We start from the raw sequence: 19688 nt of genomic DNA on the forward strand, positions 1-19688 counted from the left end.
TCAGGCATGGCGCAGGAACGCCACCAGCCGCTGCGCCGGCAGCGGCAACTGCGCAGGGTCACGCACCGCGATCGACAGGCGCCGGGTCGCCCAATCGTCCGTCAGCGGCAGTGCGCTGTGCCGAATTTCCGGCTGGCGTTGTGCGCTCTCTTCCGGCACCACCGCCAGCCCGGCGCCGCGCAGCACCATGCGGCAGATGGCGTCGAAATGAGCGGCACGCGCCCGCAGCCGCATCGGGCCGCCGCTGCGTATCGCCAATTGCTCAAGATGCTGTTGCAGCGCGCTCTCTTCCGGCAGGCCGATGAAATCAAAAGGCAGGGCGTCCGCAAAGCTGACCTGCCGGCGGCCGCTGAGCGCATGCCCCGGCGGCAGCGCCAGCACCAGACGATCCTGGCGAAAAGGGTAACTTGTCAGCCCGCGCAGATCGGCGTGATCCGCGACGATGCCGATATCCGCCGCCCGTTCGGCGATTGCCTGCGCGATGGCCGGGCTGGGCAGCTCTTCCAGCGCGATATCGGTGTGCGGGTGCAGCATCAGAAAATCCGCCAACAGCTCCGGCAAAAAGGCGTCGGCGGCGACGGTATTGGCGACGATGCGCAGCTGGCTGCGCTGGCCCGGCGCGAACTCGGCCATATCACCGCGCAGCCGGTCGCGCTGCTGCAATAGCACTCGCGCGTGATGCAACAGGCGCTCACCGGCGGGCGTCGCCTGGACGCCGCGCGGATTGCGCGTCAGCAGCGCTACGCCGGCCTGTTGCTCCAGCCCGCGCATGCGGGCGCTGGCGGCGGCCAGCGACAGCCCGACGCGCTCGGCGCCGGCGGTGATGCTGCCGGTCTCGAGCACTGCCGCCAACAGCCGCAGATCGATAAAGTCAAAATGCATGCGTTTTCCCTCTGTCTTTGCCGCAGGCAGGCTCTGTCATTGCCGCATTGTGCCGCGGCGCGGCGCTGGCCACAATCGAGCCGTTGATTCGCCATAAGGATAGACGCATGTCGCTGACGTTACTCGAAATTGTCGCCCTGACGGGCATTTTTACACTGGCCGGCACGGTCAAAGGGGCGATCGGTCTGGGGTTGCCGACGGTGTCGATGGGGTTGCTCAGCCTGATGATGCCGCCGGGGCAGGCCGCCGCGCTGCTGCTGTTGCCCTCGCTGATCACCAACCTGTGGCAACTGCTGTGCGGGCCGACGCTGTGGGCGCTGTGGCGGCGGCTCTGGCCGATGATGCTGTGCGTCACGCTGGGCACATTGTTGAGCGCGGGGGCGCTCACTGCCGGCGACGGCCGCCTGGCGCCGCTGGCGCTGGGCATGTGTCTGATCGGCTATGCGCTGCTGGGATTCACCCGTTTTGATTGGCGCATTTCCGCCGTGGCAGAGCCTTGGCTGGGGCCGCTGTGCGGCCTGGTGACCGGTACGCTGACCGGCGCCACCGGGGTATTCGTCATTCCGGCGGTGCCTTACCTGAATGCGTTGGGCCTGGCGCGCGATGAGCTGGTGCAGGCGCTGGGGCTGTCGTTCACCGTCTCGACGCTGGCGCTGGCCGCAGGGTTGGCCTGGCATCAGGCGCTGCCCGGCACGCTGCTCGGCGTTTCCTTGCTGTCGCTGTTGCCGGCGTTGGCCGGCATGTGGCTGGGCGGGATCGTGCGCCGTCATTGTCGCCCGCAGCTGTTTCGCCGCCTTTTCTTTATTGGGTTATTAATCTTGGGCGTTGAGATTATTTGGCGATTCAATTAATTGAATCGATAGCATCTGCGTGTAATCAGGTTCGGTATATTATTCTGGGTTTTATTTTAATATGATGGCTTGCAATGTTTAGAACACACTTTTCTTATTGGTTTTTTCATGAAATACAGGATGGTTATGGATTGTTATTAGTGTGTTTTACTTTTTCAACTATAACCCTTTTAAAATGGGATAACCCCAGTGAATGTATAGGGGAACCTTGATGAAGGAAATTTTAAGCAGCCAATTCGATGCGGTGTCAGGTGGATGGCAGGATCGAGATGGGAGTGGAAAAAGAGCGTCTGATAACGGAGATGGGGTATATGATGAATAGATATGTTGTTTTTATAAAGAGTGATGAATCAAAAGTGCTAAGAAAGGAAGTGGTTACACGAGAAATAATTAAAGACATGAAGCAGAAGGGGTTCAGAAAGCATCATATCGAAGTAGAGGCTGATAACGAAAGCGATGCCATTAAAAAATTAAATAAGAACAGCAATGATTATTTGGATTCATTGAGAAATTTTTCAGGTGATTTATTGTTCTGTTCTATTTTTGTTATTGTTATGACGATAGTCTATTTTACCACGATGAAAATGAGTTAGAAGTAGATACTGTAGGATTTAAAAAATAAAAAGGCTTGTCGAACTGGATCTCTCTGATTTTTCTCTGGATATGATACTGCCATTGGGTGAAATATACGTTCATAAAAATTTATTGGCGCTAGGATCACTCAGAAGATTTAAAGGTGTTTATTCTAATGGTTTCATATCCTCTCACCAAAATTAACTGACCTTCTGCTTATTTTATTGTCAATACAGTAGCCTGTGAATTTGAATGTTAGCTATCACTAAGGGACGCTGCTCATGTTTCGCCAGGAAGCGATCGAGAATCAGAAAATGAAATGGCGTGGCAGGGCGCTCCTGCTACCCGGTATTCCCGTTTGGGGCACGACAGGGCTCTGCCTGTTTTTCTTCATCGCCTTTCTCACCTTCGCGATCGCCGGCACCTATACCCGGCGGGTCAACGTGACCGGTGAGATCAGCACCTATCCCCGCGCCGCGAACGTTTACTCCACGGTTCAAGGGGTAGTGGTCAAACAATTTGTCACCGAAGGGCAGGTGATTGCCGCCGGTGCCCCCATTTACCAGATTGACGTCAGTAAAAGCACCCGTAGCGGTGTGCTCAGCGACAACCAACGCCGGGATATCGATGGCCAGCTGGCGCGCATTGCGCAAATCATTAACCGACTGGAAAGCAGCAAGCAGGCCACGCTTATCATGCTGGAACAACAGAAGGCGCAATACACCGCGGCATTCACCCGCTCCACCGATATCCTCAAACGCGCCCAGGAAGGGATACGCATCATGAAGGAAAACATGGAGAACTACCGGCACTATCAGACCCAGGGGCTGATCAATAAGGATCAGCTCACCAATCAGGTGGCGCTGTATTACCAGCAGCAGAACAACCTGCTGGGCCTGTCCGGCCAGAACGAACAGAATGCGTTGCAGATCACCGCGCTGGAAAGCCAGATCCATATCCAGGCTGCCGAATTCGACAACCAGATCTACCAGATGGAGCTGCAGCGCTACGAGCTGCAAAAGGAGCGGCAAAACATCGATGCCACTGGCGATATTATCGTTCGCGCGCTGGCCGGCGGCCGCATCGATTCGCTGAGCGTCACGGTTGGCCAGATGGTGAACGTCGGCGACAGTCTGCTGCAGGTACTCCCCCACGACATCGATCGCTATGCTCTGGTGCTGTGGGTACCTAACGACGCCATCCCTTACATTGCTGCCGGTGATCGGGTCAATGTGCGCTATGACGCCTTTCCGGCGGAGAAGTTCGGCCAGTTCGCCGGCACAGTGTCCGTCATCTCCAAAGCCCCGGCCTCACCGCAGGAAATGCTGACCTACCAGGGGGCGCCCAAAGCGGCGCTGACCGCCGCCGTGCCTTACTACAAAGTGATCGTTATCCCGGAAAAACAATCCATTGCTTACGATGGTAAACGTCTGAGCCTGGAAAACGGCATGAAAGCGCAAAGCACCCTGTTTCTGGAAAAAAGGAAGATTTATCAATGGATGCTGTCGCCGTTCTACGACATGAAACACAGCGCGACGGGGCCGGTCAATGAGTAGGACCACATTCAAACAACGGGTCAGCCAGCTGGATCTGCGGCTGCGCCACCGGGTTCCGATGGTACACCAGACCGAGTCGTCAGAATGCGGGCTGGCCTGTCTGGCGATGATTTGCGGCTACTACGGCAAAAACATCGACCTGATTGCGCTGCGCCGGCAGTTCAATCTGTCATCCCGCGGTGCCACATTGGTTGGACTGACCGGTATCGCCGAACAGCTGGGGTTGAGCACTCGCCCCTTGTCACTGGAGCTGGACGAACTTGGCGCGCTAAAACTGCCCTGCATTCTGCACTGGGAATTCAACCATTTTGTGGTGCTGGTCAGCGTCAAAGGCCGCCGCGCAGTGCTGCACGATCCGGCGCGCGGGCGGCGGGTGGTCAGCCTGGCGGAGCTGTCGCACAGTTTCACCGGCGTAGCGCTTGAGGCCTGGCCCGGCAGCACCTTTACCGCCGACAGCGTTCGCCACCGCATTCACCTGCGCACGCTGATTGGCAGCGTACACGGGCTCAAGGGGGCGCTCGGCAAAATCTTTTGCCTGTCTCTGGTATTCGAAACCATCAACCTGGTGATGCCCATCGGCACGCAGCTGGTGATGGATCACGCCATTCCTGCCGGAGATCGCGGGTTACTGTCGCTCATCTGCGCCGGATTGATGCTGTTTATCTTGTTGCGGGCTGCCATCGGCATGGTGCGGGCATGGTCCGGACTGGTTATGTCGACGCTTATCAACGTGCAGTGGCAGTCCGGGTTGTTCACCCATCTGCTGCGCCTGCCACTCGGTTACTTTGAACGGCGTAAGCTGGGTGACATTCAATCACGCTTCGGTTCACTGGATACGCTGCGCAGCACTTTCACCACCAGTATCGTCGGCGCCATCATGGACGGCATCATGGTGATCGGTGTGTTGGTGATGATGGTGCTGTATGGCGGCTGGCTGACCTGGGTAGTGCTCAGTTTCACTGCGCTTTATGTGTTGATGCGGCTGCTGACCTATGGATATTACCGTCAGCTGTCCGAGGAGGCGCTGGTGAGAGAGGCGCGGGCCGGCTCGTATTTTATGGAAACGCTGTACGGTATCGCTACCGTCAAGATGCAGGGTATGGCAGAACGCCGCATCGCCCACTGGCTAAACCTTGAAATTGACACTATCAACACGGGTATCCGCGTCACCAGGATGGACATGCTGTTTGGCGGGATCAACACCTTCATAGCGGCGTGCGACCAGATCGTCATTCTGTGGTTGGGAACCAGCCTGGTGATAGATAACCAGATGACCCTCGGCATGTTCGTGGCGTTCGGCGCCTTTCGGGGCCAGTTCTCCGACCGCATCGGGTCGCTGACGGAGTTTTTGCTGCAACTGCGCATGATGAGCCTGCATAACGAGCGCATTGCCGATATCGCCCTGCATCCGCGGGAGGCGCGTAAACCCGATCACCCTTACACGGCGGGGCTGCAACCTTTGGGATTGACGACCCATGCCCTGAGCTATCGTTACGACAGCCAGTCACCGGCTATCTTTGATGGCCTGGACATCAGCGTTGCGCCGGGCGAAAGCGTGGCCATCGTGGGCCCGTCCGGCGCTGGCAAAACCACGTTGATGAAGGTGTTGTGCGGACTGTTTACCCCGGATTCAGGGCGGGTTGAGGTGAACGGTGTCGATATCCGCCAGCTCGGCATCAACAACTACCACAAAATGATTGCCTGCGTGATGCAGGACGACAAACTGTTCTCCGGCTCGATCCGGGAAAATATTTGCGGGTTTGCGGACGAGGTGGACGATGCCTGGATGCAAGCCTGTGCCCGTGCCAGCTATCTGCATGACGTGATTTTACGCATGCCTATGGGATATGAAACACTGATTGGCGAGTTGGGGGAAGGCTTGTCCGGCGGGCAAAAACAACGGCTATTCATAGCCCGGGCAATCTACAAAAAACCGGCTATTTTGTTTCTGGATGAGGCCACCAGCGCGCTGGATAAGGAGAGCGAAGCTGTGGTGAATCAGGCCATCAAGAGACTCAATATCACTAAGCTGATCATTGCCCACCGTGAAACGACCATTGCGTCGGCAGATCGGGTTATACATTTGGGATAAGGGGGGTATCACCCGCGGCACCGGCCATTTTCACTGTTCTCCCCTAAAAACCCAATAATGGCGATGGGGCAAGGCTATTTTTGCTGCTCGCTTCGGCTTTCAATTTACGGCGCGGCGCATTGCGCGATATTCTGGTTTTCTGATGGGCTGACGGCGGATGAGGGAACCATGACAGACAGCCAGGCGTTTGAACAACAAAGCCTCGACAATCTGCTGAGCTATTGGCGGCGCCATCGCCGCCTGCCGGGCGCGCGCTATCCGGCCGGCCCGACCGACACCCTGTGCGACGTGCCGGGCGTCAGCGTCGGGCATCACACGCTGGCCGACGGCGAATGCCAGACCGGCGTTACCGCCATCGTGCCGCCGGGCGATCTGTTTAACCAGCCGCTGCCGTGTGGTAGCGCGGTGCTCAACGGCTTCGCCAAGCCGCTGGGGCTGGTGCAGCTGAACGAGCTGGGGGTGCTGCAAACGCCTATTCTGCTGAGCAACACCTTCGCCGTCGGCACGCTGTTCAACGCCATGGTGCGGCGCAGCTGTCTGCGTTACCCGCAGATCGGCCGCGGCAGCGCCACCATTAACCCGCTGGTGCTGGAGTGCAACGACGGCTACCTCAACGATATTCAGGCGATGGCGGTGCGTGAGGAGCACGTCTTCAGCGCGCTGGATAACCATTCCACCCGCTTTGCGCGCGGCAGCGTTGGCGCTGGGCGCGGCATGAGCAGTTTCGGCTTGAAAGGGGGCATCGGCACCGCCTCGCGCTATTGCCCAGGGCTTGGCACCACGCTCGGCGTGCTGGTGCTGGCCAACTTCGGCACCCTCGACTCGCTGACGCTGAGCGGCGTGCGCGTTGGCCAGGCGCTGGGCAAACTGTTGGCGGATCCGCCGCCGCAGGTGGACGCCGGTTCGGTCATTATCATCATCGCCTGCGATCGGGCGCTGGACAGCCGCCAGCTGAACCGCATCGCCCGCCGCGCGGGCGCCGGTTTGGGGCGGGTGGGCAGCCATTGGGGGCACGGCTCCGGCGATATCGCGCTGGCGTTTTCCACCCGGTTGCTGGGGGCGACGTTGCCGGACGAGCGGCTGGAGCCGCTGTTTGCGGCCGCCGCGGACGCCACCGAATACGCGGTGTTGGATGCCTTGCTGAGCGCGGAAGGCGTCAGCGGTTTCCAGCAGCACGATCGTATGGCGTTGGGCCCGCTGCTCGATCGGCTGGCGGCAAATTAAATAACGGGAGTGTGATGTGAAAGTCTTTATCTCTGCGGATATTGAGGGTATTGCCGGCGTGATGCGGCCGGAGCAGTGCAACCCGGCTCATGCTGACTATGCAGCGGCGCGCGAGCTGATGGAGCAGGAGGTCAACGCCGCCATCGACGGCGCTTTTGCCGGCGGCGCCACCGAGGTGACGGTGGCCGACAGCCACGCCATGATGCAGAACCTGCGCGCCGATCGCATCGATGCGCGGGCGCGCCTGGTGCAGGGCAAACCGCGCGGGCTATCGATGGTGGAAGGGCTGCAGCATCAACGTTACGACGGCCTGATGTGTATCGGTTATCACAGCGCCGCCGGCGAACGCGGCGTGCTGGCGCATACCATCAATGGCCGGGCCTTTTACCGCGTCAGCCTGAACGGCGAGGTGGTAGGCGAAAGCGATCTGTATGCGGCGGCGGCGGCCGAGTTGAACGTCCCGCTGTGGCTGGTGAGCGGTGACGACGAGCTGCAACGCTGGATCGCTGAACGTTATCCGCAATCTGGCTATGTTTGCGTGAAACGCGCCATCTCGCAAACCGCCGCCGAATCGCTCAGCCCTCAGCGGGCGCGGGCGGAGATCCGCGAGCGGGCGATGCAGCAGGTGCGCCAGGGCGCCAGACTGCCGGTGGAGCGCCGCTTCATGCCACCTTACCGGTTGACGCTGATGGCGGCCAAACCGGTGCTGGCGGATCTGTTCAGCCTGGTGCCCGGCGTGCAGCGCCAGGACGCGCTCACCGTGGCCTTCGACAGCGACAACATGGCGGCGCAAATCCGCCTGCTCAGCGTCTTCTCCTCTCTGGCGACGACGCAGAGCTGACTCCCGGTGCGGGTTCCCGCCCGCACCGCACGATTCTCCAACAGAAAATCCCTTATCAAGATTAGGCCTGCTGAATAATAGGCTACGCTAATTATTGCTCTGTTGCGCTATGTCACCTGACCGGCGCGGCAAGCCATTCCCATAACAAGAGTTGTTTTGCCGAAGGCAGTGACGCCTTCGGTTTTTTTGGAGTCATGAGCAATGAGCATATCCCAAGTTCCGCTTTCGCGGCGGCGGTTTATCGTCGGCGCCGGGGCGTTGGTGATCGGCGCCTATCTGCCGTCCACCGGCGCGCTGGCGCGCTCGAACGCCCCGGCCGCCTCCGGCACGGCGGCGTTAGACGCCAACGCCTTCGTTCAGATTGGCGCCGACGGCGTCGTCACCGTCATCAGTAAACACACCGAAGTGGGCCAGGGGGTCTATACCGGCATGGCGACGCTGGTCGCCGAAGAGCTCGACGCCGACTGGGCGCAGGTGCGGGTCGTGGCCGCGCCGGTGGACACCAATATCTACAAGAACCTGGCGTTCGGATTCCAGGGCACCGGCGGTTCCAGTTCGGTGGCCAATGCCTATGAGCAAATGCGGCGCATGGGCGCCATGGCGCGCGCGCTGCTGGTGCAGGCCGCCGCGCAGAGCTGGAAAACCTCGGCGCAGGAAATCACCGTGCAGGCGGGCAAGATCCGCCATGCCGCCAGCGGGCGAGAAGCGGGCTTTGGCGAGTTCGCCGCGCTGGCCGCCACGTTGCCGCCGCCCGATCCCGCCAGCCTGACGCTGAAGGACCCGGCCAATTTCATCCTGATCGGCAAAACGCGCGGTTTGCACCGCGTCGATTCGCTGGCGAAAACCAACGGCAGCGCGCAGTTCTCGCAGGATATCCACGAGCCGGACATGCTGACCGTCACCATCAAGAAACCGCCGCGTTTCGGCGGCAAAGTGGCGACCTTCGACGCCGAGCGGGCGCTGGCGGTGCCGGGCGTGGTGGCGGTGAAACAGGTTGCCACCGGCGTAGCGGTTTACGCCAAAAACACCTGGGCGGCGATCCAGGGGCGGGAACGGCTGAGGGTCACCTGGGACGATGCGCAGGCCGAACGGCGCAACACCGAGGAGATCTACGCCGAGTTCCGCCAGGTGGCGCAGAAAACCGGCGTGGTGGCGAAGAGCCACGGCAAGCCGGACGAGGTGTTCGATAAGGCCGACAAGGTGATCGAGGCTGAATACACCTTCCCGTACGTCGCCCACGCGCCGATGGAGCCGCTGGACGGCTATCTGTTCTGGGACGGCGAGAGCGTTAAGGCGCGCTACGGCTGCCAAATCCAGACGCTTGACCATAAGCAGCTGTGCGATCTGTTCGAGCTGCCGCCGGAGAAGGTGCAGATTGAAACCATTCTGGCGGGCGGCAGCTTCGGCCGGCGCATCGATTTAGGCAACCCGACGCTGGGGCCGGATCTGGCGGCCGACATGGCGGCGGCGGCCAAGGGCATCGGCCCCGGTCACGGCGTGAAGGTGGTATGGACGCGCGAGGACGACATCCGCAACGGCTGGTATCGCCCGATGATCCTGCACCGCCTGCGCGGCGCCATTCGCGGCGGCAAGGTGGTGGGCTGGACCGATACCGTGGTCGGCCACTCCTGGACGCGCCACAGCGCGATGGATGCGCTGGTGGTCAACGGGCTCGATCAAATGATGGTCGAGGGCGCCAGCGAGGTGTCATACACCTTCGAAGCCTTCCGCTGCGATGCGCACATCGTGCCCGGCAAGGTGCCGACCACCTCGCTGCGGTCGGTCGCCAGCACCCACACCGGCCACGCGGTGGAGAGCTTTATCGATCAGCTGTTGCAGGAAACCGGGCAGGATCCGGTCGAAGGGCGGCTGGCGCTGATGGGCGATGCGCCGCGCGCGGCGGGCGTGCTGCGGGCGGTGGCTAAAGCCGCCGACTGGCAGGGCGCCAAGGTGGTGGACGGGCGCGCGCGCGGCGTGGGCGTCGCCAAGGCGTTCGATACCTATGTGGCGCAGGTGGCCGAGGTGTCGATCGGCGAAGGCGGCATCCCGAAAGTGCATAAAGTGTGGTGTGCGGTGGATTGCGGCGTGGCGGTGAACCCCGACGTGATCCGCGCGCAGATCGAGGGCGGCATTGGTTACGGCCTCAGCATGGCGCTATACGGCAATATCACGCTGAAAGACGGCGTGGTCGAACAGTCCAATTTCAATAACTTCCGCCCGCTGCGTATCGATGAGATGCCGGAGATCGAGGTGATCATCGTGCCCTCGACCGAGAAACCGACCGGCGTGGGCGAGCTGGGGGTGCCGACCATCGCCCCGGCGGTCGGCAATGCGCTGGCGCTGCTCGGGCGGCCGCGCACCTCGCTGAGCCTGCCGCTGCATAATCCCACTGCGAATCCGGCGTCTGACAAGGAGAGAACCTGATGATTCATTTAACCGTAAACGATCAGCCGCTGACCTTTGAGGGCGATCCGCACATGCCGCTGCTGTGGTTTTTGCGTGACGAAGCCGGCCTGACCGGCACCAAGTTCGGCTGCGGCATCGCCATGTGCGGCGCCTGTACCGTGCATCTGGACGGCGTGCCGGTGCGTTCGTGCATGACGCCGGTCTCCGCCGCCGTCGGCAAGAAAATCACCACCATCGAAGCCGTGGGCGCGACGCCGGAGGGCAAGGCGGTGCAGGAAGCCTGGCTTGACCTGGACGTGGTGCAGTGCGGTTACTGCCAGTCCGGCCAGATCATGAGCGCCAGCGCGCTGTTGGCGCAAAGTAAAAATCCAAGCGATGCGGACATCGATGCGGCGATGGGCGGCAACGTCTGCCGCTGCGCCACCTATGTGCGCATTCGCGCCGCCATCCACCAGGCCGCCAAGGCATTGGGTTAGGGAGAGATGCGATGAGCAACGCCTTGAAAGGGCTGTTATGGCTGATTATCGCCGTGGCGGTACTGGCGGGAGGGTACGCGCTGTACACGCAGCTGCGGCCCACCGGCGCGGAACCCGCGGCGCCGATCGCCGGGGCGCCGGCCGGTATCACCGATAAGCTGGCGCGCGGCGAGTACCTGGCGCGCGCCGCCGACTGCGTGGCGTGCCATACCGCGCCGGGCGGCGCGCCTTATGCGGGTGGCTTCGCCTTTAAACTGCCGTTCGGCACCATTTACGGCACCAACATCACCGCCGACAAGGAGACCGGCATCGGCAACTGGAGCGACGATCAGTTCGTACGCGCGGTACGTGAGGGTATCGGCCCGCAGGGCAACCTGTATCCGGCGATGCCGTACACCTCGTACACCGGGCTGAGCCGCGACGACGTGCTGGCGATCAAGGATTATCTGTTCAGTCTGCCGCCGGTGAAACAGGCCAACCCGCAAAACGATCTGTCGTTCCCGTTCAACCAGCGTTGGGGCATGAAATTCTGGAACCTGGCGTTCTTTAACGAGCAGCGTTTTACGCCGGATCTCAACAAGGACGAACAGTGGAATCGTGGCGCCTATCTGGCGACGGCGCTGGGCCACTGCGGCGAGTGCCACACGCCGCGCAATCTGGGGTTTGGTCTTAACCAGAGCAAGCACCTGAGCGGTGAAGTGGTGCAGGGCTGGTTCGCTGCCAACATCACGCCGGACAAACAGACCGGCATCGGCGGTTGGAGCGACCAGCAGCTGTCGCAATATCTGGCTACCGGCCATGCGCCGGGGCGCAGCAGCGCCGCAGGCCCGATGGCGGAAGCGGTGGAAAACAGCCTGCAGTTCCTGACGCAAGAAGACAATCTGGCGTTGGTGAAATACCTGCGCGACATCGAGCCGATCGCCGGCGACGCTGCCGCCGCGGTGAACCTGCAGCCGAAGGGCGCGGCGGCATCCACCCCGATCCTGCCGGGCGGGCAAGACAGTTCGCTCGGGCGGCGGCTGTTCGCCAACGACTGCAGCGGCTGCCACCAGTGGAACGGGCCGGGCCGCCAGAGCGAGTACGCTTCGCTGGTGGGCAGCACGGCGGTGAACGATCCGCAGGGGCGCAGCGTGGTGCAGGCTATCCTGAAGGGGACGAGCATCAGCGTTGGCGAGCGGCATGAAATGATGCCGGCGTTCGGCAGCGCCTATTCCGACGAGGAAGTGGCGGCGGTCGCCAACTTTGTGGTCGGCCATTTCGGCGATAAGCAGGGCAAAGTCACCGCCAAGCAGGTAGCGGAGCAGCGCAAGCAGTAGCGAAAAGGCGCGCGGGCCGGATTAGCCTGCGCGCTTCTCGACCAGAAAGTCCAGCAGCGCCCTGACCTTGGAAGACATGTGCTCACGGGAGGGAATGTACAGATAGAAGCCGGGGAAGGGCTGCGACCAGGCCTGCAGTATCCGCACTAACCCAACGTGCCGACGGCGTGCTCGATCGTGCTGAGGGCGGGCGTCAGGGCTTCCAGCAGGCGTTGCCCTTCCTCGGTGAGCGACATATCGCGGGTGGTGCGGTAGAGCAGCTTGACGTTCAGCTGTTTTTCCAACGCCTTCAGGTTTTGCGACAGCGCGGCGCGGGAAACGCCCATTTGGGCCGCCGCTTTGGTAAAGCTGCGGTGCTGCGCGATATGCGCGAACCACGCCAGTGAAGGAAGCAGGGAAGGATCCATCGAGATGCCCACATTGTAAATTACAGCTTAACACTGTAGTCCATTCTCTGGGCTTATCAAAGAACAATACGGCGTATAAAGTGAGCGTTATCCCAGCGGAAGCGATGCCGAGCGCGTTTCCCGAGCCAGCAACCCTGTGAGGAACTCATGATGAAAACGGTCAAAATCAAACGTCAGTATTGGGACATCGCGGCGGATATCCACTTCCCGCCGGATTTCGACGAGCGGAAAAAGTACCCGGCGATCATCAGCGCCCATCCAATTGGCAGCTGTAAAGAGCAGACCTCGGGCACTGTCTATGGGGCGGCGCTGGCGAAAGCCGGCTTTGTGGTCATCGCGTTCGACGCCAGCTTCCAGGGCGAGAGCGGCGGCGAACCGCGCTTTATCGAAGATCCCGCTCAGCGCGTGGAAGATTTTCGCGTCGTGACCGATTATCTGGTGACGCTGGACTACGTTGACGACCAGCGTATCGGCGTGCTCGGCATCTGCGGCGGCGGCGGTTACGCCATCAATGCTTCGATGACCGAGCGGCGCATCAAAGCGGTGGCGACCATTACCGGTGCCAACTATGGCCGGGTGATGCGCGAGGGCGTGTTGGCCAATGGCGATCCTGTGGCTTTCCTGGAGGATATTGCTCGGCAGCGCACCGCAGAGGCGCGCGGCGCGGCGTTGCGTGTGGATGTGGGCCTGTACCCGAGCGTTGAGGCGGCGCAACAAGACGGTGCCGATATCGATCTGCGCGAGGCGACGGAATACTACCGTACGGCGCGCGGCGAGAAGCCGAACGGCGTAAACAAAACGCTGTATTCCCATAACGCGGTAGCCGTGGGCTGGGACGCGTTCCACCTGGCGGAAGTGCTGCTGACCCAGCCGCTGTTGGTGATTGTCGGCAGCAAACCCGGCCTGTTCGGCGCGCTGCGCGACGGCTATGAGATTGTGCGCCGCGCCAAGTCGCAGCACAAAGAGCTGGTGGTGGTAGAAGGCTGGTCACATTACGATCTCTACGACAAACCGGAGCCGGTAGCTCAGGCGCTGGAGAAGCTGGTACCGTTCTTTAAAGCGACGCTGTAAGCGGCGGGCCGGAGGCGAGGGAGTTTCTCCCTCGCCGTGGCGTCAGCGGCTGCGGCGCGACATCACCCGTTTGTCTTTCGGCCGATCCTGCCAGTCTTCAACCTGGTTATTGAAGTTGTCCGCCAGCAGGTAGGCCGGGGTTTTCGCCAGCCAGTCGGACAACGAAATGTCCTGATAGATACCGTTGTCCATCACGATCAGTACCTTCAAATCCTCATCGCCGATGTTCTCGATGTAATGGCCGAAGCCCTGCGGCACGTAGCCGACGTCTGAAGGTGCGTACTCTTCCGTCTGCGCGTGGCCGTGCGAGCTGAACACTGTCATGCGGCCTTTGCCGGAAATATAGTATTGCCATTCGTTGGCATTGGGGTGCCAGTGCAATTCCCGGATCGCGCCGGGTTTCACGATCTCGATGATGCCGGTCATGGTGGTGGAGATGGGGAATTCTTTCGACGACACCAAATGCACGCTGCCGGCGTCATTTTCAAAGAACGGCTTTTGCTTCATTAATTCATAGCGGTGGGTCAGCGGGGCATTATTTAATCCGCCGTCGTTTTTCGGTAATGGCAAGGCGGGCGGAACGGCGCCGCCGACAATATAAGCCTCGCCCTGTTTGGCCTTGGAAAATACCGCCGCCGGCATGTCGACGCTTTTTTCCAATACCTCTTTCGGCATATGCGCCACCCAATCGGTGATGCTGAAGGTGCCGAATTCGGAGAAGTGCCCGTTATCGAACGCCAGAATAAAATGCGCGCCGTCTGCCAAGGCCTGAATGGAATGGCCGTAGCCTTTTGGGAAATACCAGACGTCGCCGGGCCCGAAATCCGCCACTTCGCATTTGCCCTCGGGATCGAGAATGGTGATGCGCGCATGGCCCTCCAGCATAAACGCCCATTCGGCGGCGATGGCGTGCCAGTGCAGTTCGCGCACGCCGCCCGGCTCCAGCGTCATGTCGACGCCGGCCACGCCCTCGGAGATCGGGAATTGCTCGACGGTGGCTTCGCGCGCCCAGCCGCTGGGCAGGCTGCGCTTTTTGCTGTCGGTGAATTTGTATTTATAGAGATGCTGCGCATCGGCAGGCGGCTGATAGCTGCTGGGGGGCACGATATTGCGATGGTCGTCAGCAGCGGCATTTTTGGCGATGCCGCCAATCATGCCGGCGGCGGCCGCGCTGACGGCGGAGACTTTCAATATATCACGACGCGATAGCATAGCATTTTCTCCAATATAAAGCCGTGCGCCTGCAGAAGCAGGCGACAGGGAAGGCGCGATCGCCATTGAAATGATTTTCTGTCATCGGCGGGAATAGGCTGTGACCCTTAAATCCTAGCGGCTGGAAGGTATTGCGTAGGCGCTTATTTGTTTGCGTTTGTTACTAAGTGAGTGCAGGTTTAATTAATTAAACGGAAGTTGAATAGTCATTGGGTGGGATTAATTTTAGTCGCCGGCTAATTTAAATAAATAATAAACGAACGTCATTTTTTATTGGCCGTTCGGGCTATTTTTATGACTGCCCCACGGTCTCCAGCACCAGTTGCCGAAAGCGCTCGACGATCGGCGAGGTCGGACTGCGCCGTAGCGCCAGGTAAAGCGGGGCGCTGAGCTGCGCTTCTTCGGCGAGAGTGCGGTAGACGATGCCGTCGCCGCCCAGCCGCCGCATGGAACCGGGCACGATGGATACCCCCAATCCGGCACCGACCAGGCTGAGGGTGGCCGGCAGGCGCGGCGCTTCCTGCACGATGCGCGGGCTGAAGCCGGCACGGTGGCAGGCGGCCAGAATGGCGTCGTACAGCCCCTGGCCGGCCGGGCGGCGATAGAGAATAAACGCCTCGTGGGCCAGTTCGGCCAACGGCAGCGGCTGCTGCGTCTCATGCGCCAGCCGATGGCCCAGCGGCAGAGCGACGATCATTGGCTCGCTGAGCACCGGCTCGACGCTCAGGCCGGGAATGCCGTTGGCCGGCGAGCGCACGAAGGCGGCGTCGAGGCGCTGTTCCAGCAACGCCTCCATCAGTTCGCCGCTGCCGGCCTCTTCCAACTGAGTCGTGATGCCCGGCAGGATGTCGCGGTAGCGGCGCAGCAGGTTGGGCACGAACGGGTGCAGCGCGGCGGAACTGGTGAAACCGATAGCGATGTGGCCCTGCTCGCCGCGGGCGGCGCGCTGCACCGCTTCGCGCAGGCGTTCGGCGCGCGCCAGCAGGGCGCGGGCTTCTTCGAACAGCACACCGCCCGCTTCGGTGACGCGCACGCCGCGCGGCAATCGCTGCAACAATTTCACGCCCAATTCATCTTCCAGCCCCTGCAACAGGCGGGTCAGCGGCGGCTGCTGGATAAACAGCCGCTCGGCGGCGCGGGTGATGTTGCCTTCTTCCACCACGGTGACGAACGCCCGCAGGCGACGCAGTTCAATCATAGCCATACCTCAAAGGTATCTTTCGTTGTTCCGGAATGCATTAGACATCATGGCACGGCGGCGCGCATGATACCAGACATCAAAACAAGCGATGTGGAACGGCAATGTCATGTCAGATATCAATACGATAAAACCGCACCCGGCGGCAGCGCCGGGCAACGCGGCGCTGTTTTTGGGCTTTCTGTGGCTGGGGTTGATCGGCTTCGGCGGCGTGTTGCCGCTGGCGCGCAGCATGTTGGTGGAGCGGCGGCGCTGGCTGAGCGGCGAACAGTTTACCGAGCTGCTCGGGCTGTGTCAGTTTCTGCCCGGCGGCAACGTGATCAACCTGTCGGTGGCGGTGGGCATGGAGTTTCGCGGGCTGCGCGGCGCGCTGTGCGCCTTGCTGGGTCTCATCAGCGCGCCGACGGCGATTGTGGTGGGGCTGGGCGTGGTGTACGCCCGCTTCCAAAACGATCCTCATGTGCAGCATGTGTTCGCCGGTCTGGCCGCCGCCGCCGCCGGGTTGCTGCTCTCGACCGGGATTAAGATGCTGCTGCCGCTGCGCGGCAAGTGGGCGGCGCTGGCGATTGTGGCGCTGGCATTGATCGCCATTGCCTGGCTGCGCCTGCCGCTGCTGCCGACCATGCTGGTGCTGGCGCCGCTGAGCATTCTGCTGATGTGGCGGTGGCCGTCATGAGCGGGGTGTTGATGGCGTTGGCGTTGATTTTCACCGAGCTGTCTCTGCTGGCGTTCGGCGGCGGCATGACCATTCTGCCGGAGATGCAGCGGCAGGTGGTGGAGGTGCATCAGTGGATGAGCGCCCAGGAGTTCAGCGCGCTGTTCGCCATGGCGCAGGCCGCGCCGGGGCCGAACATGATGATCGTGCCGCTGGTCGGTTGGCACGTCGCCGGTTGGGCGGGGCTGCTGGTGTCTTCGGTCGCCAAGTTCGGGCCGTCTTCCATCGTTACGCTATTGGTGATGGGCGCCTGGCGGCGCTTTAAGGATCGCCCGTGGCGCCGCATCGTGCAGGCCGGGCTGGTGCCGCTGACCGTGGGGCTGGTGGTGGCCAGCGGCCTTTTGATCGCCGAGGCTTCCGCGCCCAATTGGCGGCTGGCGGCGATCGTGGCGCTGGCGACGGGCTTGAGCATGAGCAAGCGCCTCCATCCGCTGTGGGTGCTGGCCGGTGGCGCGCTGCTTGGCTTGCTGTTCGCCTGAAGGATTAGCGCGGGATCAGCACAAAGCGCGAAGGGCCGTTGCGGTCGATCAGCTCATAGCGCTTCGGCGCGGTCAGGGCCAGAAACGCCACCATGCTCCCTTCAGCGTCGGTCAGCGTCATGCCGTCCGGCGTTGGCCGCCAGGCGACCGGCAGCGCGTGCAGCGCCAGCGGCTGCAGGCATTCGGCTGAGGCGCTGAAGCGGAAGGCGTTGGTGTTGGCTACCGCTTCGTCGCTCAGCTGCACCTCGCAGACGGTTTTACCGTCGCCGATGGCGGCGAGCTGCCAGTCGCCCTTCAGCGCGGCGGGTTCCAGCAACGGCAGTGAACTGCCCAGGGCACTGCTGCACAATACGCTCATAATGACTCCTGTCAGGCTGGCGCGGCGCAAGGCGCGCATAAGGAAATGGGTTGGCATCGGGTCACTCCTTTCGGCTGTCCGTTCACACCTTAGCACGTTCCCGGCAGGATGATGAGGCAAGGATTAGGTTTTTTAATCCTCGATAATTCTGATCTAACCGGCGATAACATGCCCAAAAAGACGAGTCATTAGCCCGCCGATACGCTTATCTTTCTCATTAATACTGCGCTAATACAAATCGTTATGATTATTTCCGCCTTAACGCCCGGAGCGGTGATGCGCGGCGGCGTGGGCTCGCGCCGTCGGGGTTAATTACTATACTGGTCAATCCTAAGCCTTGGCTTAGATTAGAACGACTGATGAATAGTCTTACAAAGCGAGTGGATTCCTACTGTGTAAAAGGAGAATGCAATGAGCAGTCGCCACAACGACATTTTGCAAGATGACGATGAGTTCACCAGCCTGGCCGCCACATCCCCCAACGATCACAACTATCAGTTTTACTATCATCAGCCCGGCAGCCCCTATGACGGATTGGGCTACGGCGCGCTGTTCACGCTGGACAACGCTAACCTGTACAGCAACCAGCGCGGCGGGGCAGCCATCAACAACCTGGGTAAAATCCGCGATAACTTCAGCTTCGATCGCGCCGCCGATCAGCTGACGCGGCCGGGCCTGACGCACAACGGCGATCAGGCGTATCACCAGCCGGTGGCGCTGACCTATTCCTTCCTGACGCAGAGCGCGCTGAACCGCATCGGCCAGACCGGCGACGGCGACAAGGGGCTGCAGCCGCTGACCCTGGCGGCGCAGGCTCAGGCGCTGAAATCGATGCAGGCCTGGGCCGATGTGGCGAACGTAACCTTTACTGCGGCGGCGTCCACCGACATCAACCACCGCGCGGATATTACCTTCGCTTACTTCACCCAGCGCGCCGACGGCAGCACCGCCGCCGGCAGCGGCCCGAATGCCATCAACGCGTACGCCTATTACCCGCCTAGCTCCAAAGCGGGCAGCGATAACGCCTTCGCCGGCACGGTATGGTTTAACAAAAACTTCGCCACCCATAAGGCGCCGGTTAGCGGCGACTTCAGCAGCCAGACCTTCACCCACGAACTGGGGCATGCCCTGGGGCTGGCGCACCCGGGATCTTATGACGCATCGTTAGGCAACCCGAGCTACCAGAACGATGCCGCCTATTATCAGGATTCGTTGCAATACTCGATCATGAGCTATTTCAACGCCGGTTACACCGGCGCCGACACCAAAGGGGTGTACGGCTATGGCCCGATGGTGGATGACATCGTCGCGATCCAGAAATTGTACGGCGCCAACATGAGCACCCGCACCGGCGACACGGTGTACGGCTTCAACTCCAACACCGGGCGCGATTTCCTGACCGCCACGGCGGACAACGGCAAACCGGTCAACTTCGCGGTGTGGGACGCCGGCGGCAACGACACGCTGGACTTCTCCGGCTACAGCCAGCAGCAGATGATCAACCTGAACGACGGCGCGTTCTCCAGCGTCGGCGGCGGCACGCAGAACGTCGCCATCGCGCGCGGGGCGATCATCGAGAACGCCATCGGCGGCAGCGGGCGCGATGTGATCATCGGTAACGATCAGGACAACCTGCTGGCGGGCAACGCCGGCTCCGATATCCTGTACGGCGGCCTGGGGGCGGATCATCTGTGGGGCGGCAAAGACGCCAATAACTTCACCGACTATTTCGTCTATCTCAACGCCAAAGAGTCCACGGTGGCGGCGTTCGACGTGATTGAAGACTTCGAGCACGGCATCGACAAGATCGATCTCTCCGGCCTGCGCTTCAACAACAGCCTGAGCGAGCTGCGCTTTATCGACAGCGGCAGCGCCTTCAGCGGCCAGAAAGGCGAGATCCAACTCAACTTCGACGCCTTCAACGGCACCACCGATCTGTTGATGAACACCCAGAGCAACAGCTACGCCGCCGACTTCAAGATCCACGTGGTCGGGCAGGTGGAGCAGAGCGATATTCTGTTTGCCTGAGGG

At 61.2% G+C, this 19688-nt stretch carries 17 protein-coding genes and 1 pseudogene; 13 read left to right on the forward strand and 5 right to left on the reverse strand.

What is annotated here, in order from left to right; all coding sequences use genetic code 11:
* Window positions 1-882 carry a LysR family transcriptional regulator gene (locus tag AC2CGI_RS12440; protein ID WP_004940783.1) on the reverse strand — a complete coding sequence of 294 codons (882 nt, stop codon included), beginning with the start codon at window positions 880-882 and terminating at the stop codon, window positions 1-3.
* A 107-nt stretch (window positions 883-989) separates the two neighbouring features.
* On the opposite strand from AC2CGI_RS12440, the gene AC2CGI_RS12445 reads away from it, so the two are divergent.
* From AC2CGI_RS12445 to AC2CGI_RS12485, 9 genes are all read left to right on the forward strand, one after another.
* Complete coding sequence (locus tag AC2CGI_RS12445; protein WP_015377799.1) at window positions 990-1733, forward strand: sulfite exporter TauE/SafE family protein; 744 nt, start codon at window positions 990-992, stop codon at window positions 1731-1733.
* Window positions 1734-2002: 269 nt separating this feature from the next.
* Window positions 2003-2326, forward strand: a complete 324-nt coding sequence (locus AC2CGI_RS12450; RefSeq protein WP_015377800.1) for a hypothetical protein — start codon at window positions 2003-2005, stop codon at window positions 2324-2326.
* Between the two features lie 261 nt (window positions 2327-2587).
* Window positions 2588-3862, forward strand: a complete 1275-nt coding sequence (locus AC2CGI_RS12455; RefSeq protein WP_076740245.1) for an HlyD family secretion protein — start codon at window positions 2588-2590, stop codon at window positions 3860-3862.
* The gene (locus tag AC2CGI_RS12460) at window positions 3855-5954 is read left to right on the forward strand and encodes a peptidase domain-containing ABC transporter (protein ID WP_076740244.1); all 2100 of its coding nucleotides are present in this window, start codon (window positions 3855-3857) and stop codon (window positions 5952-5954) included. The genes AC2CGI_RS12455 and AC2CGI_RS12460 overlap by 8 nt, the downstream gene beginning before the upstream one ends.
* 168 nt (window positions 5955-6122) lie before the next feature.
* Entirely contained in the window at window positions 6123-7178 is a 1056-nt protein-coding gene (locus AC2CGI_RS12465) for a P1 family peptidase (RefSeq protein WP_021504539.1), read from the forward strand.
* Window positions 7179-7194: 16 nt separating this feature from the next.
* Entirely contained in the window at window positions 7195-8019 is an 825-nt protein-coding gene (locus AC2CGI_RS12470; protein WP_015377804.1) for a M55 family metallopeptidase, read from the forward strand.
* Window positions 8020-8220: 201 nt separating this feature from the next.
* Window positions 8221-10443: a xanthine dehydrogenase family protein molybdopterin-binding subunit gene (locus tag AC2CGI_RS12475; protein ID WP_015377805.1), complete on the forward strand. Its 2223-nt coding sequence runs from the start codon at window positions 8221-8223 to the stop codon at window positions 10441-10443.
* Window positions 10443-10901: a (2Fe-2S)-binding protein gene (locus AC2CGI_RS12480; protein ID WP_016927823.1), complete on the forward strand. Its 459-nt coding sequence runs from the start codon at window positions 10443-10445 to the stop codon at window positions 10899-10901. The genes AC2CGI_RS12475 and AC2CGI_RS12480 overlap by 1 nt, the downstream gene beginning before the upstream one ends.
* An 11-nt stretch (window positions 10902-10912) precedes the next feature.
* A complete protein-coding gene (locus AC2CGI_RS12485; protein ID WP_021504541.1) occupies window positions 10913-12217 on the forward strand; it encodes a c-type cytochrome in 1305 nt (434 codons plus the stop codon).
* Window positions 12218-12366: 149 nt separating this feature from the next.
* On the opposite strand, the pseudogene AC2CGI_RS12490 reads toward AC2CGI_RS12485, so the two are convergent.
* Window positions 12367-12624, reverse strand: a pseudogene (locus AC2CGI_RS12490) (LysR family transcriptional regulator); the annotation flags it as partial.
* 150 nt (window positions 12625-12774) lie between these two features.
* Between AC2CGI_RS12490 and AC2CGI_RS12495 the strand changes: the two are divergent.
* Window positions 12775-13695 carry an alpha/beta hydrolase gene (locus AC2CGI_RS12495; protein ID WP_004940758.1) on the forward strand — a complete coding sequence of 307 codons (921 nt, stop codon included), beginning with the start codon at window positions 12775-12777 and terminating at the stop codon, window positions 13693-13695.
* Between the two features lie 42 nt (window positions 13696-13737).
* Here the strand turns inward: AC2CGI_RS12495 and AC2CGI_RS12500 are convergent, their stop codons facing one another.
* Both AC2CGI_RS12500 and AC2CGI_RS12505 read right to left on the reverse strand, forming a co-directional pair.
* On the reverse strand, window positions 13738-14907 hold the full coding sequence (locus tag AC2CGI_RS12500) for a cupin domain-containing protein (protein ID WP_063919420.1): 1170 nt from the start codon (window positions 14905-14907) through the stop codon (window positions 13738-13740).
* Window positions 14908-15199: 292 nt separating this feature from the next.
* Window positions 15200-16111: a LysR family transcriptional regulator gene (locus tag AC2CGI_RS12505; protein ID WP_041922231.1), complete on the reverse strand. Its 912-nt coding sequence runs from the start codon at window positions 16109-16111 to the stop codon at window positions 15200-15202.
* Between the two features lie 103 nt (window positions 16112-16214).
* Here AC2CGI_RS12505 and AC2CGI_RS12510 point away from each other — a divergent pair, with 103 nt between their 5' ends.
* Both AC2CGI_RS12510 and AC2CGI_RS12515 read left to right on the forward strand, forming a co-directional pair.
* The gene (locus tag AC2CGI_RS12510; RefSeq protein ID WP_076740243.1) at window positions 16215-16781 is read left to right on the forward strand and encodes a chromate transporter; all 567 of its coding nucleotides are present in this window, start codon (window positions 16215-16217) and stop codon (window positions 16779-16781) included.
* A complete protein-coding gene (locus tag AC2CGI_RS12515; RefSeq protein WP_041922337.1) occupies window positions 16778-17299 on the forward strand; it encodes a chromate transporter in 522 nt (173 codons plus the stop codon). Before AC2CGI_RS12510 ends, AC2CGI_RS12515 begins: the two co-directional genes overlap by 4 nt.
* Window positions 17300-17303: 4 nt before the next feature.
* Here AC2CGI_RS12515 and AC2CGI_RS12520 read toward each other — a convergent pair whose 3' ends face one another.
* Window positions 17304-17657 (reverse strand): AprI/Inh family metalloprotease inhibitor, encoded by a 354-nt coding sequence (locus AC2CGI_RS12520; RefSeq protein WP_004940750.1) that lies wholly within the window; start codon window positions 17655-17657, stop codon window positions 17304-17306.
* Between the two features lie 411 nt (window positions 17658-18068).
* On the opposite strand from AC2CGI_RS12520, the gene AC2CGI_RS12525 reads away from it, so the two are divergent.
* Window positions 18069-19685, forward strand: coding sequence for a serralysin family metalloprotease (locus tag AC2CGI_RS12525; RefSeq protein WP_076740242.1), 1617 nt, complete (start codon window positions 18069-18071; stop codon window positions 19683-19685).
* Window positions 19686-19688 lie beyond the last annotated feature (3 nt).

The organism is Serratia sp. LSHTC3 (assembly GCF_057197125.1).